This window comes from Shewanella marinintestina (assembly GCF_023283845.1).
In the GTDB taxonomy this organism is placed as follows: domain Bacteria; phylum Pseudomonadota; class Gammaproteobacteria; order Enterobacterales; family Shewanellaceae; genus Shewanella; species Shewanella marinintestina.
The window spans coordinates 129,361-150,337 of sequence record NZ_JAKILC010000002.1; the positions used below are offsets into that span (position 1 = coordinate 129,361).

Annotated in this window: 17 protein-coding genes; 13 read left to right on the forward strand and 4 right to left on the reverse strand. The window is 42.7% G+C overall.

Features of this window, described 5'->3' with window-relative positions:
• The first annotated feature begins 56 nt into the window (after positions 1-56).
• On the forward strand, positions 57-1,166 hold the full coding sequence (locus L2747_RS02925) for an anhydro-N-acetylmuramic acid kinase (RefSeq protein WP_248997609.1): 1,110 nt from the start codon (positions 57-59) through the stop codon (positions 1,164-1,166).
• 18 nt (positions 1,167-1,184) lie between these two features.
• Here L2747_RS02925 and L2747_RS02930 read toward each other — a convergent pair whose 3' ends face one another.
• Positions 1,185-3,344, reverse strand: coding sequence for a winged helix-turn-helix domain-containing protein (locus L2747_RS02930; RefSeq protein ID WP_248997610.1), 2,160 nt, complete (start codon positions 3,342-3,344; stop codon positions 1,185-1,187).
• A 340-nt stretch (positions 3,345-3,684) separates the two neighbouring features.
• On the opposite strand from L2747_RS02930, the gene L2747_RS02935 reads away from it, so the two are divergent.
• From L2747_RS02935 to L2747_RS02960, 6 genes are all read left to right on the forward strand, one after another.
• Positions 3,685-6,450: a TonB-dependent receptor plug domain-containing protein gene (locus L2747_RS02935; protein ID WP_248997611.1), complete on the forward strand. Its 2,766-nt coding sequence runs from the start codon at positions 3,685-3,687 to the stop codon at positions 6,448-6,450.
• Between the two features lie 93 nt (positions 6,451-6,543).
• Positions 6,544-9,060: an alpha/beta hydrolase family protein gene (locus L2747_RS02940; RefSeq protein WP_248997612.1), complete on the forward strand. Its 2,517-nt coding sequence runs from the start codon at positions 6,544-6,546 to the stop codon at positions 9,058-9,060.
• Between the two features lie 93 nt (positions 9,061-9,153).
• Complete coding sequence (locus L2747_RS02945) at positions 9,154-10,566, forward strand: alkaline phosphatase (protein ID WP_248997613.1); 1,413 nt, start codon at positions 9,154-9,156, stop codon at positions 10,564-10,566.
• Between the two features lie 218 nt (positions 10,567-10,784).
• Entirely contained in the window at positions 10,785-11,480 is a 696-nt protein-coding gene (gene aqpZ / locus L2747_RS02950) for an aquaporin Z (RefSeq protein WP_248997614.1), read from the forward strand.
• A gap of 245 nt (positions 11,481-11,725) precedes the next feature.
• Complete coding sequence (locus L2747_RS02955; protein WP_248997615.1) at positions 11,726-12,106, forward strand: DUF2750 domain-containing protein; 381 nt, start codon at positions 11,726-11,728, stop codon at positions 12,104-12,106.
• A gap of 86 nt (positions 12,107-12,192) precedes the next feature.
• Complete coding sequence (locus L2747_RS02960) at positions 12,193-12,693, forward strand: hypothetical protein (protein ID WP_346347773.1); 501 nt, start codon at positions 12,193-12,195, stop codon at positions 12,691-12,693.
• A gap of 96 nt (positions 12,694-12,789) precedes the next feature.
• On the opposite strand, the gene erpA is transcribed toward L2747_RS02960, so the two are convergent.
• A complete protein-coding gene (gene erpA, locus L2747_RS02965) occupies positions 12,790-13,140 on the reverse strand; it encodes an iron-sulfur cluster insertion protein ErpA (protein WP_248997616.1) in 351 nt (116 codons plus the stop codon).
• Positions 13,133-13,936 carry a DUF6776 family protein gene (locus tag L2747_RS02970; RefSeq protein WP_248997617.1) on the reverse strand — a complete coding sequence of 268 codons (804 nt, stop codon included), beginning with the start codon at positions 13,934-13,936 and terminating at the stop codon, positions 13,133-13,135. The genes erpA and L2747_RS02970 overlap by 8 nt, the downstream gene beginning before the upstream one ends.
• A gap of 72 nt (positions 13,937-14,008) precedes the next feature.
• Here L2747_RS02970 and L2747_RS02975 point away from each other — a divergent pair, with 72 nt between their 5' ends.
• Positions 14,009-15,718 carry a chloride channel protein gene (locus L2747_RS02975; RefSeq protein WP_248997618.1) on the forward strand — a complete coding sequence of 570 codons (1,710 nt, stop codon included), beginning with the start codon at positions 14,009-14,011 and terminating at the stop codon, positions 15,716-15,718.
• 80 nt (positions 15,719-15,798) lie between these two features.
• On the opposite strand, the gene L2747_RS02980 is transcribed toward L2747_RS02975, so the two are convergent.
• Positions 15,799-16,590, reverse strand: a complete 792-nt coding sequence (locus tag L2747_RS02980) for a hypothetical protein (RefSeq protein ID WP_248997619.1) — start codon at positions 16,588-16,590, stop codon at positions 15,799-15,801.
• Between the two features lie 731 nt (positions 16,591-17,321).
• Between L2747_RS02980 and L2747_RS02985 the strand changes: the two genes are divergently transcribed.
• From L2747_RS02985 to L2747_RS03005, 5 genes are all read left to right on the forward strand, one after another.
• Positions 17,322-17,642: a c-type cytochrome gene (locus L2747_RS02985; RefSeq protein WP_248997620.1), complete on the forward strand. Its 321-nt coding sequence runs from the start codon at positions 17,322-17,324 to the stop codon at positions 17,640-17,642.
• On the forward strand, positions 17,642-18,868 hold the full coding sequence (locus tag L2747_RS02990; protein WP_248997621.1) for a molybdopterin-dependent oxidoreductase: 1,227 nt from the start codon (positions 17,642-17,644) through the stop codon (positions 18,866-18,868). The genes L2747_RS02985 and L2747_RS02990 overlap by 1 nt, the downstream gene beginning before the upstream one ends.
• On the forward strand, positions 18,868-19,257 hold the full coding sequence (locus L2747_RS02995; protein ID WP_248997622.1) for a cytochrome C: 390 nt from the start codon (positions 18,868-18,870) through the stop codon (positions 19,255-19,257). The genes L2747_RS02990 and L2747_RS02995 overlap by 1 nt, the downstream gene beginning before the upstream one ends.
• Position 19,258: 1 nt before the next feature.
• Positions 19,259-19,654, forward strand: coding sequence for a c-type cytochrome (locus L2747_RS03000; protein ID WP_248997623.1), 396 nt, complete (start codon positions 19,259-19,261; stop codon positions 19,652-19,654).
• A gap of 199 nt (positions 19,655-19,853) precedes the next feature.
• Positions 19,854-20,960: a glucosaminidase domain-containing protein gene (locus L2747_RS03005; RefSeq protein WP_248997624.1), complete on the forward strand. Its 1,107-nt coding sequence runs from the start codon at positions 19,854-19,856 to the stop codon at positions 20,958-20,960.
• Positions 20,961-20,977 lie beyond the last annotated feature (17 nt).

Genomic DNA, 20,977 nt, shown 5'->3' on the forward strand with positions numbered 1-20,977 from the left:
ATCGCACCAGTACAGTTAACTCACTGACCCACCCAGTAGGTTTATAGGCTTAAATCATGGATAAAAAGTATTATATAGGCTTGATGTCAGGTACCAGTATGGACGGCATCGATGCTGTTTTGGTGGATTTTAACCAGCAACAACCAAGGCTTATTGCTACGCATACCCAAGCACTGCCAACAGCATTACTCTCTAGTCTGCAAAAGCTTTGTTTACCGGGAAATGATGAGGTAAACCGTTTAGGTCACCTCGACCGTAGCATGGGAAAATTGTTTGCCAAGGCAACCAATGCTTTGCTAGAAAAAGCCCAAGTGGATAAATCACAAGTCATTGCTATTGGCAGCCATGGCCAAACAGTGCGCCATATGCCAAATCTTGATATGGGCTTTACCTTACAAATTGGTGATCCCAATACCATTGCCGTTGAAACGGGTATTGATGTCATCGCAGACTTTAGGCGTAAAGACGTTGCCCTTGGTGGTCAAGGCGCACCTTTGGTACCCGCGTTTCATCAGCATGTCTTTGCCAGCCCAAACCACCAGCGCATTATTCTTAATATTGGTGGTATCGCCAACGTCACTTATTTACCAGGCAATACACAAGATGTAACCGGCTTTGATACTGGGCCAGGAAACGGCTTAAGTGATGCGTGGATCCAACATCAACTCGGCCTACCTTTTGATAAAGATGGCGAGTGGGCGAAATCAGGCACCACAGATCAAAAAATGCTACAACATCTATTGTCACACCCTTACTTTGCACTTGAGGCACCTAAAAGCACCGGCAGAGAGTTATTTAATCAAGCATGGGCTGAGCAGCAATTATCTGAATTTAGCTACTTAAGCGAAGCTGACATTCAGTCAACACTGCTGGATTTAACCTGCTACAGTATCGCTAATGATGCGCTTAAATTGTCAGAAAATGGTGAGCTTTATGTGTGCGGCGGCGGCGCCTATAACTGTGAGCTAATGCACCGCCTGCATAAACTGTTACCAAACTATAAAGTGGTCACCACCGCCGAGTTAGGCATGGATCCTCAATGGGTAGAAGGCATCGCCTTTGCTTGGCTTGCAATGCGCCACCACCTTGGTTTACCGGGCAACCTTCCCGCGGTAACTGGCGCGTCAAGAGAAGCGGTTCTCGGCTCCTTCTATCCAGCGGACTAAACTCTAATCAACTTATGCTTAATACAACAGCTTGTGCTGTAGCTTTATCACATCTCGCTTATAGTTTTGCGATAGAGTCATCAGCAAGCTGTTGTTATTATGAATATAGGTCATCGCCCCTGAGCGAGGAATACTGCCTGAAGGCAGCTTTAAAATTGGCGTAATAAGTCCAGTATTGAAACGCCAAAAGTTTATCAGCTGATAGCCTCGATGAATTTGTCTAAAGTAAATTCCTTTATCAGTCGCAACCCAGTTATAACCTTCACCAAAATCTTTACCATTAATGATTTCAGTTGGCTCTAATGGATCTGATAACGACAACATCCACAGTCCTGGCTCTTCAAGCCGAGTAAACACTAACTTATCTTCGCTAATGACCTTACCCAGGCGCATATCAAATGAGTTAATAACCTTAGGTAGCCGGTTATCAAGGTAAAACTCTGTTATACCGTCTTTGCTGCGTGCTAGCACCATATCATCATTCCAGCCCCAACTTGGCCGATTATGATCTAAGTATGGCGTTGCCAAGATGCTTATATTAGCCGTTTTCAAATCCAATACATGAATTTTATTGCCTTCGTTTTTATCATCAGGGGCTAAGAAAGCTACCTTAGATCCGTCATGAGACCAACTAGGGTAAGCAACTCTACGCTTGAGATCAGTATGCTGACGCCTTTGTTTACCATCCATATCACTAGTCCAAATCTCATTAAAACCTGTTTCATTAGACACATAAACAATACGCTGAGTAACGGCTGAATAATCAGGGTTACGATAACTATACTCAACTTGCAGTAGTGGGAAAGTCGCTGTAGGAATGGATTGCTCTAACGCAAACGAGGCCACTTGATAGTCCCGCATATAATTGGAGTACACTAACTCATCACTGTTAGGAATTGAACGGGGATAACTTAAACCTTCAACATCTAATGGCAGAATATTCTTATCATCGATCCCCACAATAAAGCCATTTCTAACCCCTGAGTTCTCAGTGCTAAAAATAAGCCGTTGGCTATCTTGGTGCCAACTTAAACCTCGAATATCTTCTAAGCCAAAACTTAAGCGCTGCTCTTGTGCCGTTTTGGTATTGATAATAAAAATATCTTCAGAAATATTACCAAAGCGTCTGGCTACAGCGAGCCAACTACCATCAGGGCTAAAGGCAAGATCTCGGTCTCGATAGCTACAATTTTCGGTACAGGATAACCGTTTAGGCCTTGCCAGCTCATCGGTTAAGGGCAGCTCATATAAACCGGAGCCATAACCTTCGCCCGCATCCCAAATATAGACAAGGCGGCTGCTATCCGGCGCAATATCGATGGCAGAGCTATAGCTATAGCATGCACCGAGTTTACTGGCTTCATTACTATCGAGATTTAGCTTAGTTAAATAACACCTATCTTCACCGCGATGCTCAGAACCGTAATAGAGTGCCGCTCCGTCTGGGCTCCAAACCGCCCTTATTTCGGCAGTTTTCGTTGAAGTTAGTCGTTTAGGTGTTTTTGTTGGATTATGTAAATCTTTCAGATAAAGGCTAGAGTATTTGTTATTGCTACGGCTGCCGTAAACTAGCCAGCGACCATCGGGAGAAACAGCAGGATACAACTCTGAACCGGCTGCCGTAGTTAGGTTTTTCTTTAATGTAGGTACGTAACGAATACTATCTTGATATAAATGATAGCCCCACCCTGTAACCATAATGAGTAACGCCACTCCTCCTGCGAGCATCAATCTTAAATTTAGTCGAGTTAACTGCGTTATCTTTAATTGCGCCTGTTGAAACAAGTCAAGATCATCAACTAAATCGGCTTCATTAAAACAAGGCTCTATCAGGAGGCGATAGCCCATCTTACGCACAGTTTCAATAGCAAGCTCATCACTCTGGCTTTGATTGAGATGTTTACGTAAATGCCAAATTGCATTGGTTAATGCTTTACTACCTACATAGCTATTACCGTCCCAAATATTTTCTATGAGTTCTTCGCGAGTAACAACTTTCGGGTAATGCCGTGCAAGATAGCTAAGCACCTCAATAAACTTAGGTTGAACAGAAACAGATTCAGCTTTGGCTTCATCATTGTCAGCGTTTAAAAAACTTAGGCTATTATCATTAGGGTTAACTTCGCAGTGATTTAATCTAAAAACAGCTTCTTTTCTTATCTCTACCAATTCATTCACCACTCATCCAAGATTTAACGACTACCAACCTCAACCCCGCAGCCACAATTTACATCTATTCAACATAGATAAATCATTTCCCCCCTTAAAGAAAGATACAGCAAAGCAATGAAAAATAAAACAATAGACATTAAATAGACATATAAACAACAAAGAAACGACTCAAGATTGATTGCTGGCAAGAAACAAAATATTTACAACTAACCTCAGTTGACAACCAAGCGTGTTCAAATTGGAAACTCGACAGTATTAACCTAGGAATGACCCGCTTTTATCAAGTGACGTTGTGGGCTAACACGATTAAAGCGTTGGAAAATTATAAAAATAAGGACTGCAATCAATGAAACCAAAGATGAACCTATCCGCTATTAGCTTGGCCATTACTATGGCAGCGCTAACACCAAATACCTTGTTTGCAGCCGAAGCAGCAGGTAAGTCTGAAGCTAAAGAAGAAATGGAAAAAATCGAAGTCACTGGCTCGCGCATTAAGCGTGCTGACTTTGAAGGCGTTGCACCAGTGACAGTGATTACCGCTGATGACATTGCTAATAGCGGCCTCAACTCTATCTCAGAAGTACTACAATCATCAGTTGCCAACACTGGCGGCTCTCTAAACGGTGAAAGCGACGGTTACACTGACAGCGCTAGCTCAGTTAACCTACGTGGTATGGGCGCTAACCGTACCTTAGTCTTGATTAATGGTCGCCGCCAAGCTTCCTTCCCTAGTGCTGCAGGCGGTACTTCAAACTTCGTTGACGTATCAGATATTCCAACAGCAGCTGTAGATCGTATTGAAATTCTTACTGGCGGCGCATCTGCTATTTACGGTTCAGATGCTGTAGGTGGTGTAGTTAACATTATCTTAAAGCAAAAATTTGAGGGCGCTAAAGTTGCCGCTAAGTATACCGAGCCAACTCAAGGTGGCGGAGAGCAGCTAGATCTGTCCTACCTACAAGGCTTTAATACCGATAGAAGCCAAACTTTATTAATGCTCGAATACAAAAAAGTTGAATCGATTCAAACTTATCAGCGTGACGATCTATACAGCCCAGCTTACTATGAAGATGAAGATGGCGATCTACGCTGGGGCGCTGGCCCTTATGGCGATGCATCAGCTTCTAGTTGGTCATCAAGAATCACCGATTACAGTAAGGTTTATCACGAAGATAAATACGTTAACCTTAATGAGCAGCAATGTAATGAACTATTCGGTGACAAAGGAATTTACACGCCTGTTGGCAAATATGATTGTTATTATGACAAGTATGCTGACCGTGGCCTAAAGTCTGCTTACGATCGTGTTAACTTAGTACTTAACTCCACTTATGATTTAAATGATGACTGGCAGATCTACGGCATGATCAATGCTTCATATAAAGAATCGACTAAATATAAAGATGAAAAAGGCTTTGGCACTAGCATATACCAGGATGAAGCTACTGGCGCCTTAAGTTACGATAAATATGAATTTGAAGATGACAACCGCTTCTACCTAGCTCGCAGAATGGAAGAGTATCCAGGGCCACGTACTTACGATACTCAAAATACTAAAGCGGCTATCTCATTTGGTGCAGATGGCACCATAGGTGATTATGAATTAGATCTATCTTGGTCAAGCAGCTACAACAAGTACGAAAAGCAAAACCATCACATGGTCAGAGCTGACGCACTACTTGATATTGTGACTTTTGATCCAAACGATGCAGATCCTTCTAAGTGGTATCCGAATCGTCAATTAACGACTGAACAAGCTAATATGCTTATCGCTGATTCAACCAAGAACTCAGATTCAAGCATGCACCAATTCCAAGCAGTGTTCACCGGTGATTTAATGGAACTACCTGCTGGCACCGTAGGCTTTGCAACAACAGCAGAATGGGCACGTGAAAGCTATGAAGATACCCTAGATGAAGTGACATCTAACGGTGGTTTAATTGGTATGGGTGGTACCGGTGGTAAAGGCGATCGTGACCGTGTTGCGGTTGCTGGTGAGATCCAAGTACCTATTCTAGCCAATATGACCGGCGTTAAATCATTAGATCTTTCTGCAGCGCTACGTTATGACCAATACTTAGATGATTCAGACGTTGGCGGCGCTACTACACCGCAAGTTGGTATTTCATATCGTCCAATTGAAGAAGTCATGTTACGTGCTAACTGGGGTAAGAGTTTTAGAGCACCAGATATGCACCGCCTCTATGCAGGTCGTACTATTGGTTTTGGTGGCACAGATTACCCGCATCCAACTATTCCAGATGAAATCTACGAAGATGATTATCGCTCTATAACGCAAGGAAACTTAAACCTTGAGGAAGAAGAAGGTGAGTTCTGGAATGTCGGATTTGTCGCTAATATTACTGACAATGCCGATATCACCGTTGACTGGTGGAACATTGAACTTGAAGGCGCTGTAAAAACGATCTCTACCGACGAAATGTTAGATGATCCTTCTTACTACCAAACTGGTAACTACAACAGCTGTGAAGAAATGGATGTTGTCGGCTACCTAACGGAGTACGATGATGATGGTATTGAGAACATTGCGTGTATGCGTAAAGGTCCTATTAACAGTGCTTATGAAGCCTCTGAAGGTATTGATACTAGCTTTAATTATCAGTTCCCAGAAACTGCTGTAGGTGATTTTAAGTTTAAAGTTGCTGCCTCATACTTAATCAAGAAAGAGTACCAAGAACGTGTTGATAGCGAAATTGAAGAGCAAACTGAAACAGATTACTTCCCGAAATGGAAAGGTAATGCCAGCCTAAGCTGGAGCTATGAAGATTTCAGAGCAACCGTTGCCTATTACTATACGGGCGAAGCTAAGGGTATCGATTTATTCGAATATCAAGACGAAAACGGTGACGATATTGAATCTATGGAAACCGATACGCTAGATGCATACCAAGTAGTCAACATTACCTTGTCCTATTATGCACCTTGGGATGGTAAGTTCACCGCTGGCGTAAAAAACCTAACTGATGAAATGCCACCTTTGTATGACGTTCGTAATGACAAGCACAATGACTGGCCTTTCTACGAAGATGACAACAGTAGCTATTCAAATACTGGTCGTAGCTTCTTCGTTGGCTATTCACAGAAGTTTTAAACTCGTATAAATCTCCCTTAATAACGAGCTCTGAAGCGCCCATCTAATGGGCGCTTATTTTCCAAGTAATCACTTCTATATCAGGAGATAAGAATGTCTCGAAATTCGCTCTTAATGTATGCCCTGATAACTTTTTGTAGTCAGCTAATATTTAGCTCAAACGCAATTGGTAGCAGCTATCAAATTCCAAGTCCAGCAGTACAAGACGTTGTACAACAGAGTAAAAATGTAAGTACTCGCTTATCTCATAATAAACAGTGGCTAGCCGTATTAACTCCACGAAAACACTTATCTATTGCAACCTTGGCGCAAAGCGAACGCAAACTCGCAGGCCTACGAGTCTCTCCCGAGCGATTAACGCCAAGTCGTATTAAATACACTTATCAAAAACTTGAGTTAATAAGTTTAACTAACGACAACTCAAAAGCCATCAGCATCGACTTACCAGAGGGCATGCTAGCAGCCAAAATCAGTTTTTCTCCCAATAGCCAATTTTTAAGCTATTTTGGACTAAGTGAAGGTAGCGCCAATCTTTACCTTTACGATATCAGCAAAAAACAAAGTTATAAGCTCAACCCTAAAGCACTTAACGCAACATTAGGCCTTAAATATATTTGGCAAAACGACAGTCAAGGCGTTTACACCAACTTGGCTATAGCAGCAGACTTAGGGCAATCTCTTAAAATCAACATCGGGCCCAATATCAGTGAAGCTTATGGTCAAAAAGCACCACGTCGCACCTATCAAGACCTATTAAAAAATCCACAAGACGAAGCTGAGTTCTCCGCCCTAACCACCAGCCAATTAAGTTTTATCGCCTTAGATGGTGGCATTACTCCAATTGGTAAACCTGCTATCAACATTAGCTATAGCCTGTCACCGGATGACCAATACTTGTTAGTAAAGCGTATTTCTGCGCCATTTTCATACATGGTCAAGTACTACGACTTTGCCCAACAAGTGGAGCTTTTTAGTCAATCAGGTCGCAAAATAAAAACCTTAGCCGACCTTGAAAGTAGTGAATATCGAGCACCAGGCAGCGATTCAGTAAGAAAAGGGCCACGCATGATCCATTGGCGCAGCGACAAACCTAATACACTGGCATTTGTAAAAGCGCTAGACAACGGCGATAGCCGTATTAAAGCCGAATTCCGCGATGAATTACTCACGCTATCAGCACCATTCAGTCAATCAGCAACCCCACTAACCCAAACTCCATGGCGCATAAAAAGCGTGCAATGGGGCGAACAAAGCACAGCGTTAATAACTGAGCGTCATTCCGGGAAAAAACAGATGCGAGTGAGTTTGCTCGACGCCTCAGCAACCAGCTCCAAAACATTATCGACTTGGTATCAAAAAGCGATACGCGATACCTATAAAGATCCAGGAAAAGTGCACCGCACTGCTGCAACACTTAATGGAAAAGCACTTGGTAATGTTTTTCAAATACATAACAACAGCCTATTACACTATGGTTTAGGTGCGTCTGCAGATGGTTATCGCCCATTTGTAAAGTCGCAGCCACTAGAAGCAGGCTTAACCGAAATAAGTAGCACTAGCAGTAACATTTTATGGCAATCATCGACCACACAGCTTGAAAATGTAAAGTACATCACTAACCTTGAGCCACTCACGCTGATTATTAGCCGGCAGTCGGCAGATACCCCTGCTCATTTAGTGAAAATTGATGTTGGTACAGGTAAAGAACGAGTGCTCTATCAAAACCAACATTCACTAAAAGCCTACCAAGGCATGACAAGACAATTAGTCAACTACACTCGAGATGATGGTTTACCTCTATCTGGCGTTCTTTACTTACCAGCAGGTTACTCAAAAGAAGACGGCCCTTTACCTGTGCTCATGTGGGCTTACCCAAGAGAATACAAAAATGCGGAAGTTGCTAGTCAGGTTAATTATTCAACCAATCAATATAGTCAAATAAGTAGTAAGGGACCGGTTCCTTTTGTTGCCAATGGTTTTGCCGTTTTCGATAAAGTCGCCATGCCCATTGTCGGTGAAGGTAATGAAAAACCCAATGATAGCTTTAGGCATCAGTTGGTCGCTAATGCAAGCGCGGCCATAGATACACTCGTCGATATGGGCGTTGCAGATAGAGAGCGCGTCGCCATTGGCGGTCACTCTTATGGTGCCTTTATGGTAGCAAACCTACTGGCGCACTCTGATCTATTTGCAGCAGGTATTGCTCGCAGCGGTGCATATAATCGTACTTTAACTCCCTTTGGTTTCCAGCACGAAAAACGTAACTTTTGGGAAGCACCGAGTCTTTATCAACAAATATCACCTTTTACCCATGCCGACAAAATAGATGAACCATTACTATTAATGCATGGCGAAATGGATGCAAACTCTGGCACTTACCCGATGCAGTCTGCAAGACTATTTAAGGCGATACGTGGCTTAGGTGGTCAAGCACGTTTAGTGACTTTCCCTTACGAGAGCCATAGCTATAAAGCCAAAGAGTCGATTATGCACATGTTATGGGAACAAGAAGCTTGGCTAGAGCAATACCTTAAAAAACCAGTAGTAGCGCGTGGAAGTGATGCATTTTCACCTAATCAACCTAATAACCAACAGGTAACGTTCCACTAGTCCACCACTAATTGCCTGCTCATCTAAACAGCGGCTAAAGCGTAAGTTAATAAAACACGCTTTAGCCGCTGAATATAAAAGGATTGCCCTAGTATGATTAGCTTAAACTCTGCGCTTCGTGCATCAGTTATTATATCCAGCCTAATTTACGCCAACTTATACAGCCCCGTCACTACAGCACAAACAGATGCTTCCTTTGCTCCTGTAATTGCAGCAGAATACTTACCTAAAAATATTATCTATCTAATTGGTGATGGCATGGGCCCCGCCTATACCACTGCTTATCGGTATTACAGTGACGACCCTAACACTAAAAGAGTCGACAAGACTATTTTCGATCAATTGCTCGTAGGCATGTCTAGCACGTACCCTGACGATGACACATATGTCACCGACTCTGCGGCCTCAGCAACGGCACTGGCCACCAGCTATAAAACTTATAATGGTGCGATATCTGTTGACCATCAAGGCGGTCCGTTCCCTACTCTGTTAGAAATGGCTAAAGCGCAAGGAAAAGTCACTGCAGTGGTGGTAACTTCACAAATTAACCACGCCACTCCAGCGAGCTTTTTAGCCCATAACGAAAGTCGTAGAAATTATAACCAAATAGCCGATAGTTACTTAAGTAACCTCATTCAAAAACGGCCCATCGCAGATCTCATGTTGGGAGGCGGAACTCAGTACTTTGTTCGTGATGATAGAGACTTGACCGCTGAATTCGAGGAATATGGTTATCAATATGTCGATAAGTTAAGCGATCTTGATAGCCTGGAAAGACTACCTGCATTAGGGTTGTTTGCAGCGAAAGGCTTACCAGCAGCACTTGAGAGTAAAGATCCACATCGCCTAGCATCAATGACTCGCAAGTCATTAGCATTACTGTCAAATCAAGACTCACCATTTGTCATGATGATAGAGGCAAGCCAAATTGATTGGTGTGGCCACAGCAACGATATCGCATGCGCCATGAATGAAATGGATGATTTTGCTAAAACATTATCTTTAGCTAAGCGCTATGTCGACAACCACCCAGACACCCTACTCGTTGCAACTGCGGATCACTCAACAGGAGGACTCACTTTAGGTAGAGATGGCACCTATCAGTGGCGAGGCCAACTGCTGCACCAAGTACATAGTCTGCCAAGAACCATAGCCAAGCTAATCGTTGAGAGCCCTGAAGTTCTCAATGACTTTGCTTCGTTCGGTGCATTTTTACACCCGCATATCGGTATTACGATCAAAGAGAACACCCTAGATGGGCTCAGACGCAAACTCAACTCTCGTTTATCAACCCATAAGCCTCAGCAAGAGATTAGCGACGATCTTAAGCAAGTAATTGATAAGTTGACCTATACTGGATGGACAACTGGCGGTCATGACGCGATAGATGTGCCAGTTTACGCTTATGGAAAGGGTGCGTTGTATTTTAGAGGTCATCAAGATAACACCGAGATAGCAGCCACTCTTATTCAAATGGTAAAAAGTGAACGCTACAAATCTAAATAATATTAAAACTAAGTTATATGCAGACTAAGCAGTACAAAATTAACCCACTGTAGAAGTTTACGCTAACGAAGAGATTGAGTAAGCACTTACACAATAAATTCATGCTGTTTTTATTTACTTTTTTATTTAGAACAACTTAAAGTAACAATGTCTTATTTTAATAATCGGCAAATTGTTAACGACAAACTGCCATGATTTAGAACACAAGGAACTGTTATATGAATATGACTCAAAAAATGACTGCCGAGTTTATCGGTACACTTTGGCTTGTCTTAGGTGGTTGTGGTAGTGCCGTCTTAGCTGCAGCGTTTCCAGAGGTCGGCATAGGTCTACTCGGGGTCGCATTGGCGTTTGGTTTGACAGTACTTACCATGGCGTTTGCCATTGGTCATATTTCTGGATGCCACTTAAACCCTGCCGTATCAATCGGTCTTTGGGCGGGGGGACGTTTCCCCGCATCAGAGCTATTACCCTACATTGTTGCTCAAGTAGCTGGCGCTATTGTGGGCGCTGGTGCGCTATATCTTATCGCCACGGGTCAAGATGGCTTTGCTCTATCTGCAGGCTTTGCGTCAAATGGTTATGGTGAGCACTCTCCTGGTGGCTACAGCCTAACAGCTGCACTTATTTGTGAAATAGTAATGACAATGTTTTTCTTAATTATCATTCTTGGCGCTACGGACTCACGAGCACCCAAAGGTTTTGCGCCAATCGCCATTGGTTTTGGTCTCACCCTTGTTCATTTAATTAGTATTCCGGTAACCAATACATCGGTCAATCCAGCCCGTAGTACTGGGCAAGCATTGTTTGTCGGTGATTGGGCTATTTCACAATTGTGGTTGTTTTGGTTAGCCCCCATTGTCGGAGCAATAATCGCTGGCGTTATTTATAAAGTATTTGATGCTAAAGAATAGCTTGTAATGAACATAAACAGAGCTAAATTAAGCTCTGTTTATGTTCAATTATGTCTAATAGCAAACAGTATAAAAATGTAAACTATCTCTTCCTAGTTCAACAACGCTCTTGTCGCAAAAGCACAAAACGGCTGCAGAATTAGCAAATCTTTATAGTGGTTGGTATAGATGTTATTATCCGCCTCAATCGGCGCGCTTTCATTAGTTTCAAGGCTCGCCTCATTTAATATTAAGAGATGTAAACCATGAGCAACAAAAGCAAAAGCCTTAAACAAATTACTGAAATGACTCCAGAAGCTCGCTACGACTATCTAGTTGAGCAAGTGAAAGAACACAAAACACTATGGTCATTACAGGATTTAGACGGTTGTGTAATGCTGACCACCGAAGAGGAAGATTGTATTCCTATGTGGCCAACAGAAGAAGCCGCTGCCTCATGGGCTGTTGACGAGTGGGCTGATTGCCAAGCACTAGCGATCCCTGTTGATGAGTGGTTAGAGCGTTGGGTTCCAGGTATGCAAGATGACGACCTATTTGTAGCCGTATTCCCAGTACAAGAAGATTTAGGTGTGGTAATTCCACCTTATGAGCTTGAAGAACGTTTAGTGCCTAAGAAGCGTCACTAATCATTAAGAGCCTTTGATGGTAAGCTGCACTAGCTTGCCATCTTGGTCTTTTTATCTGCTAATAAAACGACAAAGAGAATCAAAAAGTGGATAGTGAAAAGCCAGTAATCCCCGCAAAGTCAGAACCTAGCAAAACCTCACACGCTCCTAACGCCACTCATCACACAACAACCACCCAAGCTGAAAAAATCAACATGCCTAAGCGGCTAATTGCCTTGCTTATATTTTTAGTGGCGATCTCTATCAGTGGCTTAATGGCTAAGCAAGGCGTACTTTTTTGTATTCTGACCCTATTTATGGTGCTTGCCATAATTGGTAAACAAAAAGCTGGATTGCTTATGCTTAGGGTTTATACCTCACTGCAGTTAGCAATTGCGAGTGCGCTGCCTATTGTTCTGCAAGATCCTGACAATATGGTACCTGCAGAACCATCTAGCTATGGCATTGGCAGTTTTAGCATGCAGTTGCCTGATTGGTTCGTGTTTGCTGTACTTATCATCTTGTCATTTGTACAGGTTTGGATTGCGTTTACGCCTAAAGTCAGCCGCTACTTCAGCAGAGCACTAAACCTTAATATCATGCGCTAATCTGATCCGCTAGTTAAGCTAATAGCCAAGCTACAGACACAAAAAAGCCGTCATAAGACGGCTTTTTTAGTATTCAGAGTTATCAATCGATATGGATTACACTGAAAAGCTTGCACCACAACCACAAGTTGTTGTTGCGTTAGGATTCTTAACGAAGAAGCGTGAACCTTCGAGTCCAGATGTATAATCCACTTCGCCGCCAACAAGGTACTGTAAGCTCATTGGATCTACGACCAACTGAACACCTTGCTTCTCAACAGTGAAGTCGCCTTCATTTACTTTCTCATCGAACGTAAAGCCGTACTGGAAACCTGAGCAACCACCACCCGTCACGTATACACGTAACTTTAGCGCGTCATTTTCTTCCTCGTCGAGCAAGGTTTTTACTTTTGAAGCCGCCGCATCAGTAAAACGGATTGGCAAAGCATCGTCAGCTTGTTCAGTCATTACTACCTCTTACATCAGTTTGCTGTGCAGAATTATCTAATACCTGAGTGTTTTGTTCAAGTAATATGCCCTGCTCTTTTTCATCCACAAGTAAATCTTGTGCACTATATTCCTGTTCGGTTTGCGATCCTTTAGTCCAGCGGCTCGCAGGAACAACGACTTTGGCCTTCACTCTAGATAAGCTAAAACCTTCTGGCAATGTAAATTCACCATCTAGTACTTGAAAGTATCTAAATTTGAATTTAAACGAGTCATCAGTTAAATCTGCAAGCTTAAGACTAACCGTTTTCCCATCTTGTAAACCCACTAAAGTGATTTCGCTGCGGCCAGACAAAGAGCGCTTACGTTTCTCTAACTGAGTCAATACTAATTTAATTCTATATTGACGTGGCTCCAGACTTTCTTCTAGCTCAAGACCATTAATAGCAACACCATCAGCATTATTTTCAGGTGCCATTACGCTGCGATAAAACGCCAGTTCGCGCTCAAGTTCATTTTGTTTAGCGTTTTGCTCAACAAACATCGCCTGCATATTCTTATTAGCCTCACGCTCGAGCGCCAGTTCAATATTGCGAGCAGCTAATGTTTGAGCTTGTTGCTGCAACTCTTGTACATATTGTGCTGATTTGTCAATTTGAACCTCAACCTTTGGCAAGTAATGTTGCTTGGCGAAATCGTAGCTGAGCGCGCCTAATACAAAGGCTACTATGACTAAAAGCAATAAATACCCACTTGAGGGCCTAATTTGTCGTTCAATCACTTGCAAGCGATCGACCCAACGATGATAATTCGACATTAAGTAACAGTCCCTTAATAAAAAAGCTCACATCTATCTATCAATGTGACAAACATACATTCTGGAAATTACGTGCATCAGGCAATCGTAAAAAAGCGAGAGCAGTTTCAAAAATACCTACATACCGACCTTAAAGACATATTGTCTCAGTCCAAGGTCAGCGTGCAGTTATGTTTGCTCGCATTACTCTTTGCACTTTTTGCATCTGGCGTCATTCTTCTATTTCGATTATTACTAGTCTGGTGCGACACCTTCACCAAGACCCAAGAACTGAATTTTACGGATATCATCGAAGACTGGCGAGTATTATTACCGCTTTTCGGCTCCTTTTTAATCTGGGGTGTCGCAAAAATGGGATCTCAGCGTTATAAACGTATGGGGATAGCCTATGTTATTCACCGAGTTAAGCTACATTACGGTAAAATCCCCTTACAATCTGCTCCAGGCCAGTTCTTTCAGGCATTATTCGCACTAGCGACTAATTTTTCAGTCGGTCGAGAAGGCCCCGCCATCCATTTAGGTGCAGTTAGCGCTAGCGTATTAGCTGAAAAATTTAATCTCCCCGATAACAGTGTGCGAGTCATGTGTGCCAGTGGCATTGCAGCAGGTATTGCCGCTATTTTTAATGCGCCGCTGGCTGCGGTCATCTTTGTATTTGAAGTGGTTCTGCGAGAATACAAAATCCACTACTTCTTCCCTATCATGCTATCGGCAATCTGCGGGGCACTGAGCAGTCAGCTAGTATTTGGCGACGTACATGAGTTTGAGCAGATTGGTGTTGCAGTCATTCCTTTAAACCAATACCCGTTGCTGGCAATTTTCGGTGTGGTGCTGGGTTGTATCGCAGCCTTCTTTAATACCAGCTTATTAAAAGTCACCGAGATGGGCCAAAAGTGGCCTCTGCTAAATCGATTATTACTAGCCGGTGCAGTAACAACTTTAGTCGGCTTAGCCTTACCTCAAGCAATTGGCAGTGGAGAGTTAGCCATTGCGGAAACCATTAACCAGCACCCTAGCATTTTGTTTTTAACCCTAATTTTAATCGGTAAAATTATTGCGACCATTGCTGCGATAGGCTTAGGTATACCTGGAGGCTTAATTGGTCCGTTATACGGCATTGGAGCCTTACTCGGCACTATTTTAGCGTTAATTAGTGCGCTTATGTTCCCAAGCATCGCTCCTTATATTGGCTTGTATACCATCATAGGTATGACGGGTATGATGGGAGTTTGCTTAAGTGCACCGTTAGCCGCGTTAGTCGCATTAATCGAGCTCACCAACAACGCATCGATTATTCTGCCCTCTATGTTCGTGGTTATTCCTGCATTTCTTATCGCGCACCAGGGCTTTAATACCAAGTCGATATTCTTTAGGCAGCTTGAAATCATGGGGCTCGGCTACAAAGTTGCACCGGTAAATCTTGGCCTACAAAAAGTAGGTGTACGCCATTTAATGGATAAGCGTTTTGTGATTGTAGACAATAATGATGAGTTACTTTTAGAAGTATTAAAACGTGCAGAGGGTCGCTCTGTATTAGTCCGTAATAGCAGCGGTTTAGTCGAAATGTTACAGCTTGAACTACAAGTGCGCGATGAAGATACCACCTTAACTCACCACCCTATTCAAGGGTTACCTGACTCCAGCACCTTAAATGAAGTCTATCAACTACTTTCTAAAGAGCGTCGCGGTGAAGTGTATATATACCAACAAAGCAAGGACAATATCGTTGGAGTGATCAATTGGATGGCGCTGCAAAAAGAGATCCGCTCTGGGCAAGTTTAAGCTTTTTGATTACCGCCTAGCAAACAAAGGCATCAGCATAAAACGACTTTCTTTACTTCACAATAATGGTAATACTTTTATTAAGGTAGCGCATTACGCCTACGATAAGCGCGGATATAGTGTTGAACGCTTGCAAGTAAAAGTAAGTACAGGGTTGCCAATATAAACGACACTACAGTCCCTGCAATCAGTCCTACTTTTGGATACAAGTATGCGATTGAGGCAGCATATATCATTAACGCCCCGAGGCCGAAAGGATAATGTTTAATGATGGTATGCGCTTTTGCTGAACCATAACTTAGGTGAATAATCATTAAAAAAGGCAATAAGGTAATTGGAAAAGCCGATAATACTCCCGCCCAATTTTCATTAACGACCTTAGCAATCCCAGTGACAATCAACACGATTAACGCCGCAGTGACAGCCCTAAATAACGTAATTTTAAAGGTGATAGGCAATTTATCATCAACTTCTGCATCGCGTATTTTGCTAAGCAAGCCGCCAAACACCAATACGGCGAGCAAGCTTAAAATAAAACTGATGCTAAGAGTGAAGCTAAATAAGCTAATCAGATAAGCGGCAATTAAAAAGCTACTCACAGCTGCTATTGTCGACAGAAAGCAGTTTAACCCGTTAGTGACCTTTACTCTTAGCAGCAGAAGTGCACTCGTATAGTAATAGCTACAAACCAACACCAAAGACGCACTAAAGCCAGCTAAAGTATAAATTGCGCTGCTAGCAGCAAATTCAGGTGAAATCTCTAGGCCAATGTAAAACAATGCAATTGCCGTCCCGAGTGGATAGCCAGACAAAATCCCAGCCACTTTAGGGCTGACATGTTCTGCTACGAGGGATAATCCAAGCACAGCCATAATAGATACTAAAATTTTGGAAACAAATAACAGCTCAAACATTGGATATGAACTCAGGCCCTTTGGTTTGTTTATATTACTTAACTCCACATTAAAAATAACCCCGCATTAAAATCCATCTAGTTCTAAAATTAGTCCCATTTTGAAATTGGTTTCAACGTGTCCAATAGCTTTGGCTTAAAACAATAACCAACAAAAAATAAACTTAGTACATAACAAGAATTCCAAATCATGCTTAACAAACCTAATAGTTCGCACTGACAATTCAATCTTGCTTACTATCCAAAATAACTAAAATCCAATAAAGCGCCAACCCGAATAACATACAATATTGTTTATAATTCCCCCCTCCAGCGACTAACAACTTAATTCGCGTATATTCAATACCATAGACCAATAATCCAACAACAATCATTACACAACTCCGTTACCACCATTAATTAGCTGGCTAAAGCTAATTAAACGCAAAACCTTTCTAAAAAGTCGATACTTTCACAACTTTTTAGAATTTTTTACAGGCTAAAGGTCACATTTTTCTGTAGTTTTACGAACTCAATCGCCTTCTTATGCCACAAAACGAAAAGATGCATCCGATGGCCTTGATATAAAAACGTTGCAGGGTCGTGATTTGATATTTGTAGTAATCGAGCTCTTTGCAAAGGGAATGTGATTTTCTTATTGAGAAAGCCGCTGACCGAACGTAAATAACATAATCCCGATAAGGGCACGTAATGAGTGTATTAAAAAATAAAATAGCAGCACTAGTCATGATCTCTGCCTCAATGTTTGGCTTCTGTAGCCAAGCACAGGCTGAAGATGATCAGAAGCTGCTCAACATGTGTATCGCTTGTCATGGAGTCGACGGTAGTAATCAATTCGCCTCAATCCCTAATTTAAAGGGGCAAAACGTGCAATACATGGTTGGACAATTAAAGAACTTTAAAGCAGATAAACGCCAAGATAAGACTATGAGCAAAGTCGCCAAACTGTTAACTGAAGAGCAGATGCAGGCTATGGCGATTTATTTCAATACCGGTAAGGAGCAAGATTAATGGCTATCGATAGACGTAATTTTTTAAAGGGCGCTGCGGCGACCTCTGTAACAGCCATGCTGCCACTAAACTGGGCATTTGCATCTAATCGCCCAGCTGGTATTGAGCCAATGGACGTATCTGCTGTTAAGTGGAAGAATGTAGATGACTTACCAAGCCACTTTAAAGTGCTTAACTCAAGCCCATTAAACGCATTCCCTCCAGAACATCTGCTTGCCCCAGTAAAAACTCCAGCCGACGTAGCCTTTATTCGCTGGAACGGTCAGATGCCAGAATTCGATAAGATTGATCCAGATACTTGGGAGTTCACCGTTGATGGTGAGTCAATCGAAACGCCTAAGACATACACTATTGCTGAACTAAAGAAGAAGTTCAAAACTCACACTCAGCAGTTAGTGCTGGAATGTGGCGGTAACAGCCGTGAAAACTTCTACCCCAATGCCAAAGGTAACCAGTGGAGTAATACGGCGGTATTCTGCGCTGAGTGGACTGGCGTATTAATTAAAGATGTATTGGCAGACTGTGGTGTGAAGAGTGACGCTGTTTACACTGCTCACTACGGCGCAGACAAACATATCAGTGGCAAAGGCGCGGCAATATCACGCGGTGTACCAATCGATGCGGCAATGAACGAGAACGGCATGATTGCCTGGGGCATGAACGGCGAAGATATTCCATACATGCACGGTTACCCACTGCGTATCGTATTCGGTGGCCGTCCTGGCTCTGTTTCACAAAAATGTGCCACAGGTATGGGCGTTCGCGATCGCGTACATGACGGTAAGAAAATGGAAGCACCAGCTTACCAAGTACCAAAATTCCCAGTTGCACCTGGTGAGAAAGTAGAAAATAAAGACTTTAAGATTATCGAAGAGATGATTGTTAAGTCGTTAATTACTTCGCCACAAACCGGCACTGAAATGCCACTGGGCAAAACGCTTTCAGTAAGCGGCCATGCATGGGCTGGTATGCGTGATGTGGCAAAAGTTGAAGTCAGCTACGACTACGGTACAACTTGGCAAAAAGCTTCACTCACTACGCCTGTAAACCCAACAGCTTGGCAGCAGTGGAAAGTCGACCTTAAGTTGCCACAAGCTGGCTACTATGAGATCTGGGCACGTGCGACCGATACCAAGGGTGATACTCAGCCAATGGTTCAACCACAGTGGAACCCAAAAGGTTACCTATTTAACGGCTGTCACCGAGTGGCAGTAAGGGTCGTATAATGAGAAAGACTCTGTTTACGGCAAGCTTGCTTGCCTTAAGTTGCCTCTCTCCTGCGATGGCTGCTGATGCAGCTAAAAGCTACCCAGTAGATCCTGTTTCAGGGCTAATTATGGCTCCGGGTTGGGAGATGGTTAACTACCAGTGTAATGCTTGTCACACCTCGTTGATTATTCCTCAAAACAAGGGTAACCGCGAAGTTTGGCGCGATACTATTCAATGGATGGTTGATACTCAAGGTTTGTGGGATTTATCTGACACTTGGGATCCTGTTCTAGATTATCTATCAACTTATTATGATGAGACAGGTATCGACATGAAGATCTTTAGACGTAAGCCTTTGGATAGCGACCAAATGCCGCCTATGCCAACAGCGACTAAGGAAGACTAATATGTTGAAGTATAAAATCATAGCCGGCAGCTTGTCTTTGCTAATGGTTACTGGAGTGTCAGCGCAAGATACCTCTTTTAAGGATACTCTGGCATTACAAGGACTAAAGCTTGAGGCGAAGGCCTTAAACTATCAAGCTGATGCTAGCAAAGGTGAAGCACTGGCTAATCAACGCTGTATCGCTTGTCACGGTGATGCCATGCTCGGCATGATGAAGACATACCCTGACTTGAAAGGCCAAAAAGCAGCTTATCTGTTTAAGCAATTAGTCGACTTTAAGCGCGGCGATCGCGCTGACCCACTGATGCAAGCACAGGCGGGTATGCTATCTGAAAATGAAATGAAAGATGTTGCCTATTATTACTCAACGCAAACAGCGTCTAATTTAAGTCAGTAACAGACCTCTATTCAGTAAAGCAATTAAACTAAAGTCCAAATACCCGAACTTTGCATCGGTGGTTTGGGCTTTTTTATTGCCTGCTAATGTATTCAAAAGCCTTTGTTCAGCTAAAGGAATAAAAACAAAAAAAGAATCTTGGTCTGATTTAGGCTAAATTAAGTTAAGTATAAAGCCCCTCAAACATAAAGGACTGTTTATGCTTAAAAAGCCCCAAACACTTATTGCCCTTGCAGCCATCATGCTAGTCCTTGTCCTCTATGCAGCGAATTCTCAGTTTAACCCTGAAAGTGCAGGTCATACGGTTACGAATAAAACTCAAGAACCAATATCGCTAGAAAAGATTGAAAAATCAAAAACTGACTCTTCTAAACTCCAAGCAGATAACAGTCAAAAGCAAAATGTAACAGCAGCAGATTTAGCCACTACACCTAATTCAAATGAAACTCAAACCAGCTTTACTACCGTATCAGACAAGCGGCCGACCAAAATGCCAAAAGATATTCGTATCAACTCGCTTGATGAGTTGATGGCTTTATTTGATTCACTCAACTACAACACAAAAAGCTGGCAAGAAGGCAATAGAGAGGTTCCTCGCCTTACGTTTGAATCGGTAAGTGAGCGCTGGCAGAAGACTTCTAATGAAATACCGGTACAACAAAAAAAGATGGTGTTCTTTCGCTTGCTTGCACCTCTTATCTTGGTCGCTAACGAGAATATTTTACTAGAACGCAAGCTGATTACCGAAGCGCCGCTAAACGATGCAGTACTACAAAAAATTGCTCATAAATACAAAATCACCAAAGACGACAATACCGCACTTACCGAGGAACAACGCCAGGCACTATTAGAAGAAGTTGATATCATGCCGCCATCATTGGTACTGGCTCAAGCGGCAGAAGAAAGTGGCTGGGCAACATCTCGCTTTACGGTTGAGGGCAACGCATTTTTTGGTCAGTGGGACTTTAGCGGCAAAGGTATGATCCCCAAGCAGCAACGTAAAGAGTTAGGTAACTATGGTTTAGCCCGCTTTGATACGCCACTGGCATCTGTAGAAGGTTATATGCTTAACCTCAACACTAACAATGCCTATAAAAAACTAAGAGAGTTACGGGCAAAGCTGCGGACTCAAAATAAACCCATTACCGGAATGGAACTAGCGGGTACATTAGATAAATACTCAGAACGAGGCCAAGCCTATATCGATGGCATACGGCAGATGATTAGCTACAACAAGTTAGATCAAGTCGATGAAGCTTATTTAAGTGATGCAGCGCCACTGCATTTAATCCCCCGCCCCGACTAATTATTCGTTTTACAACT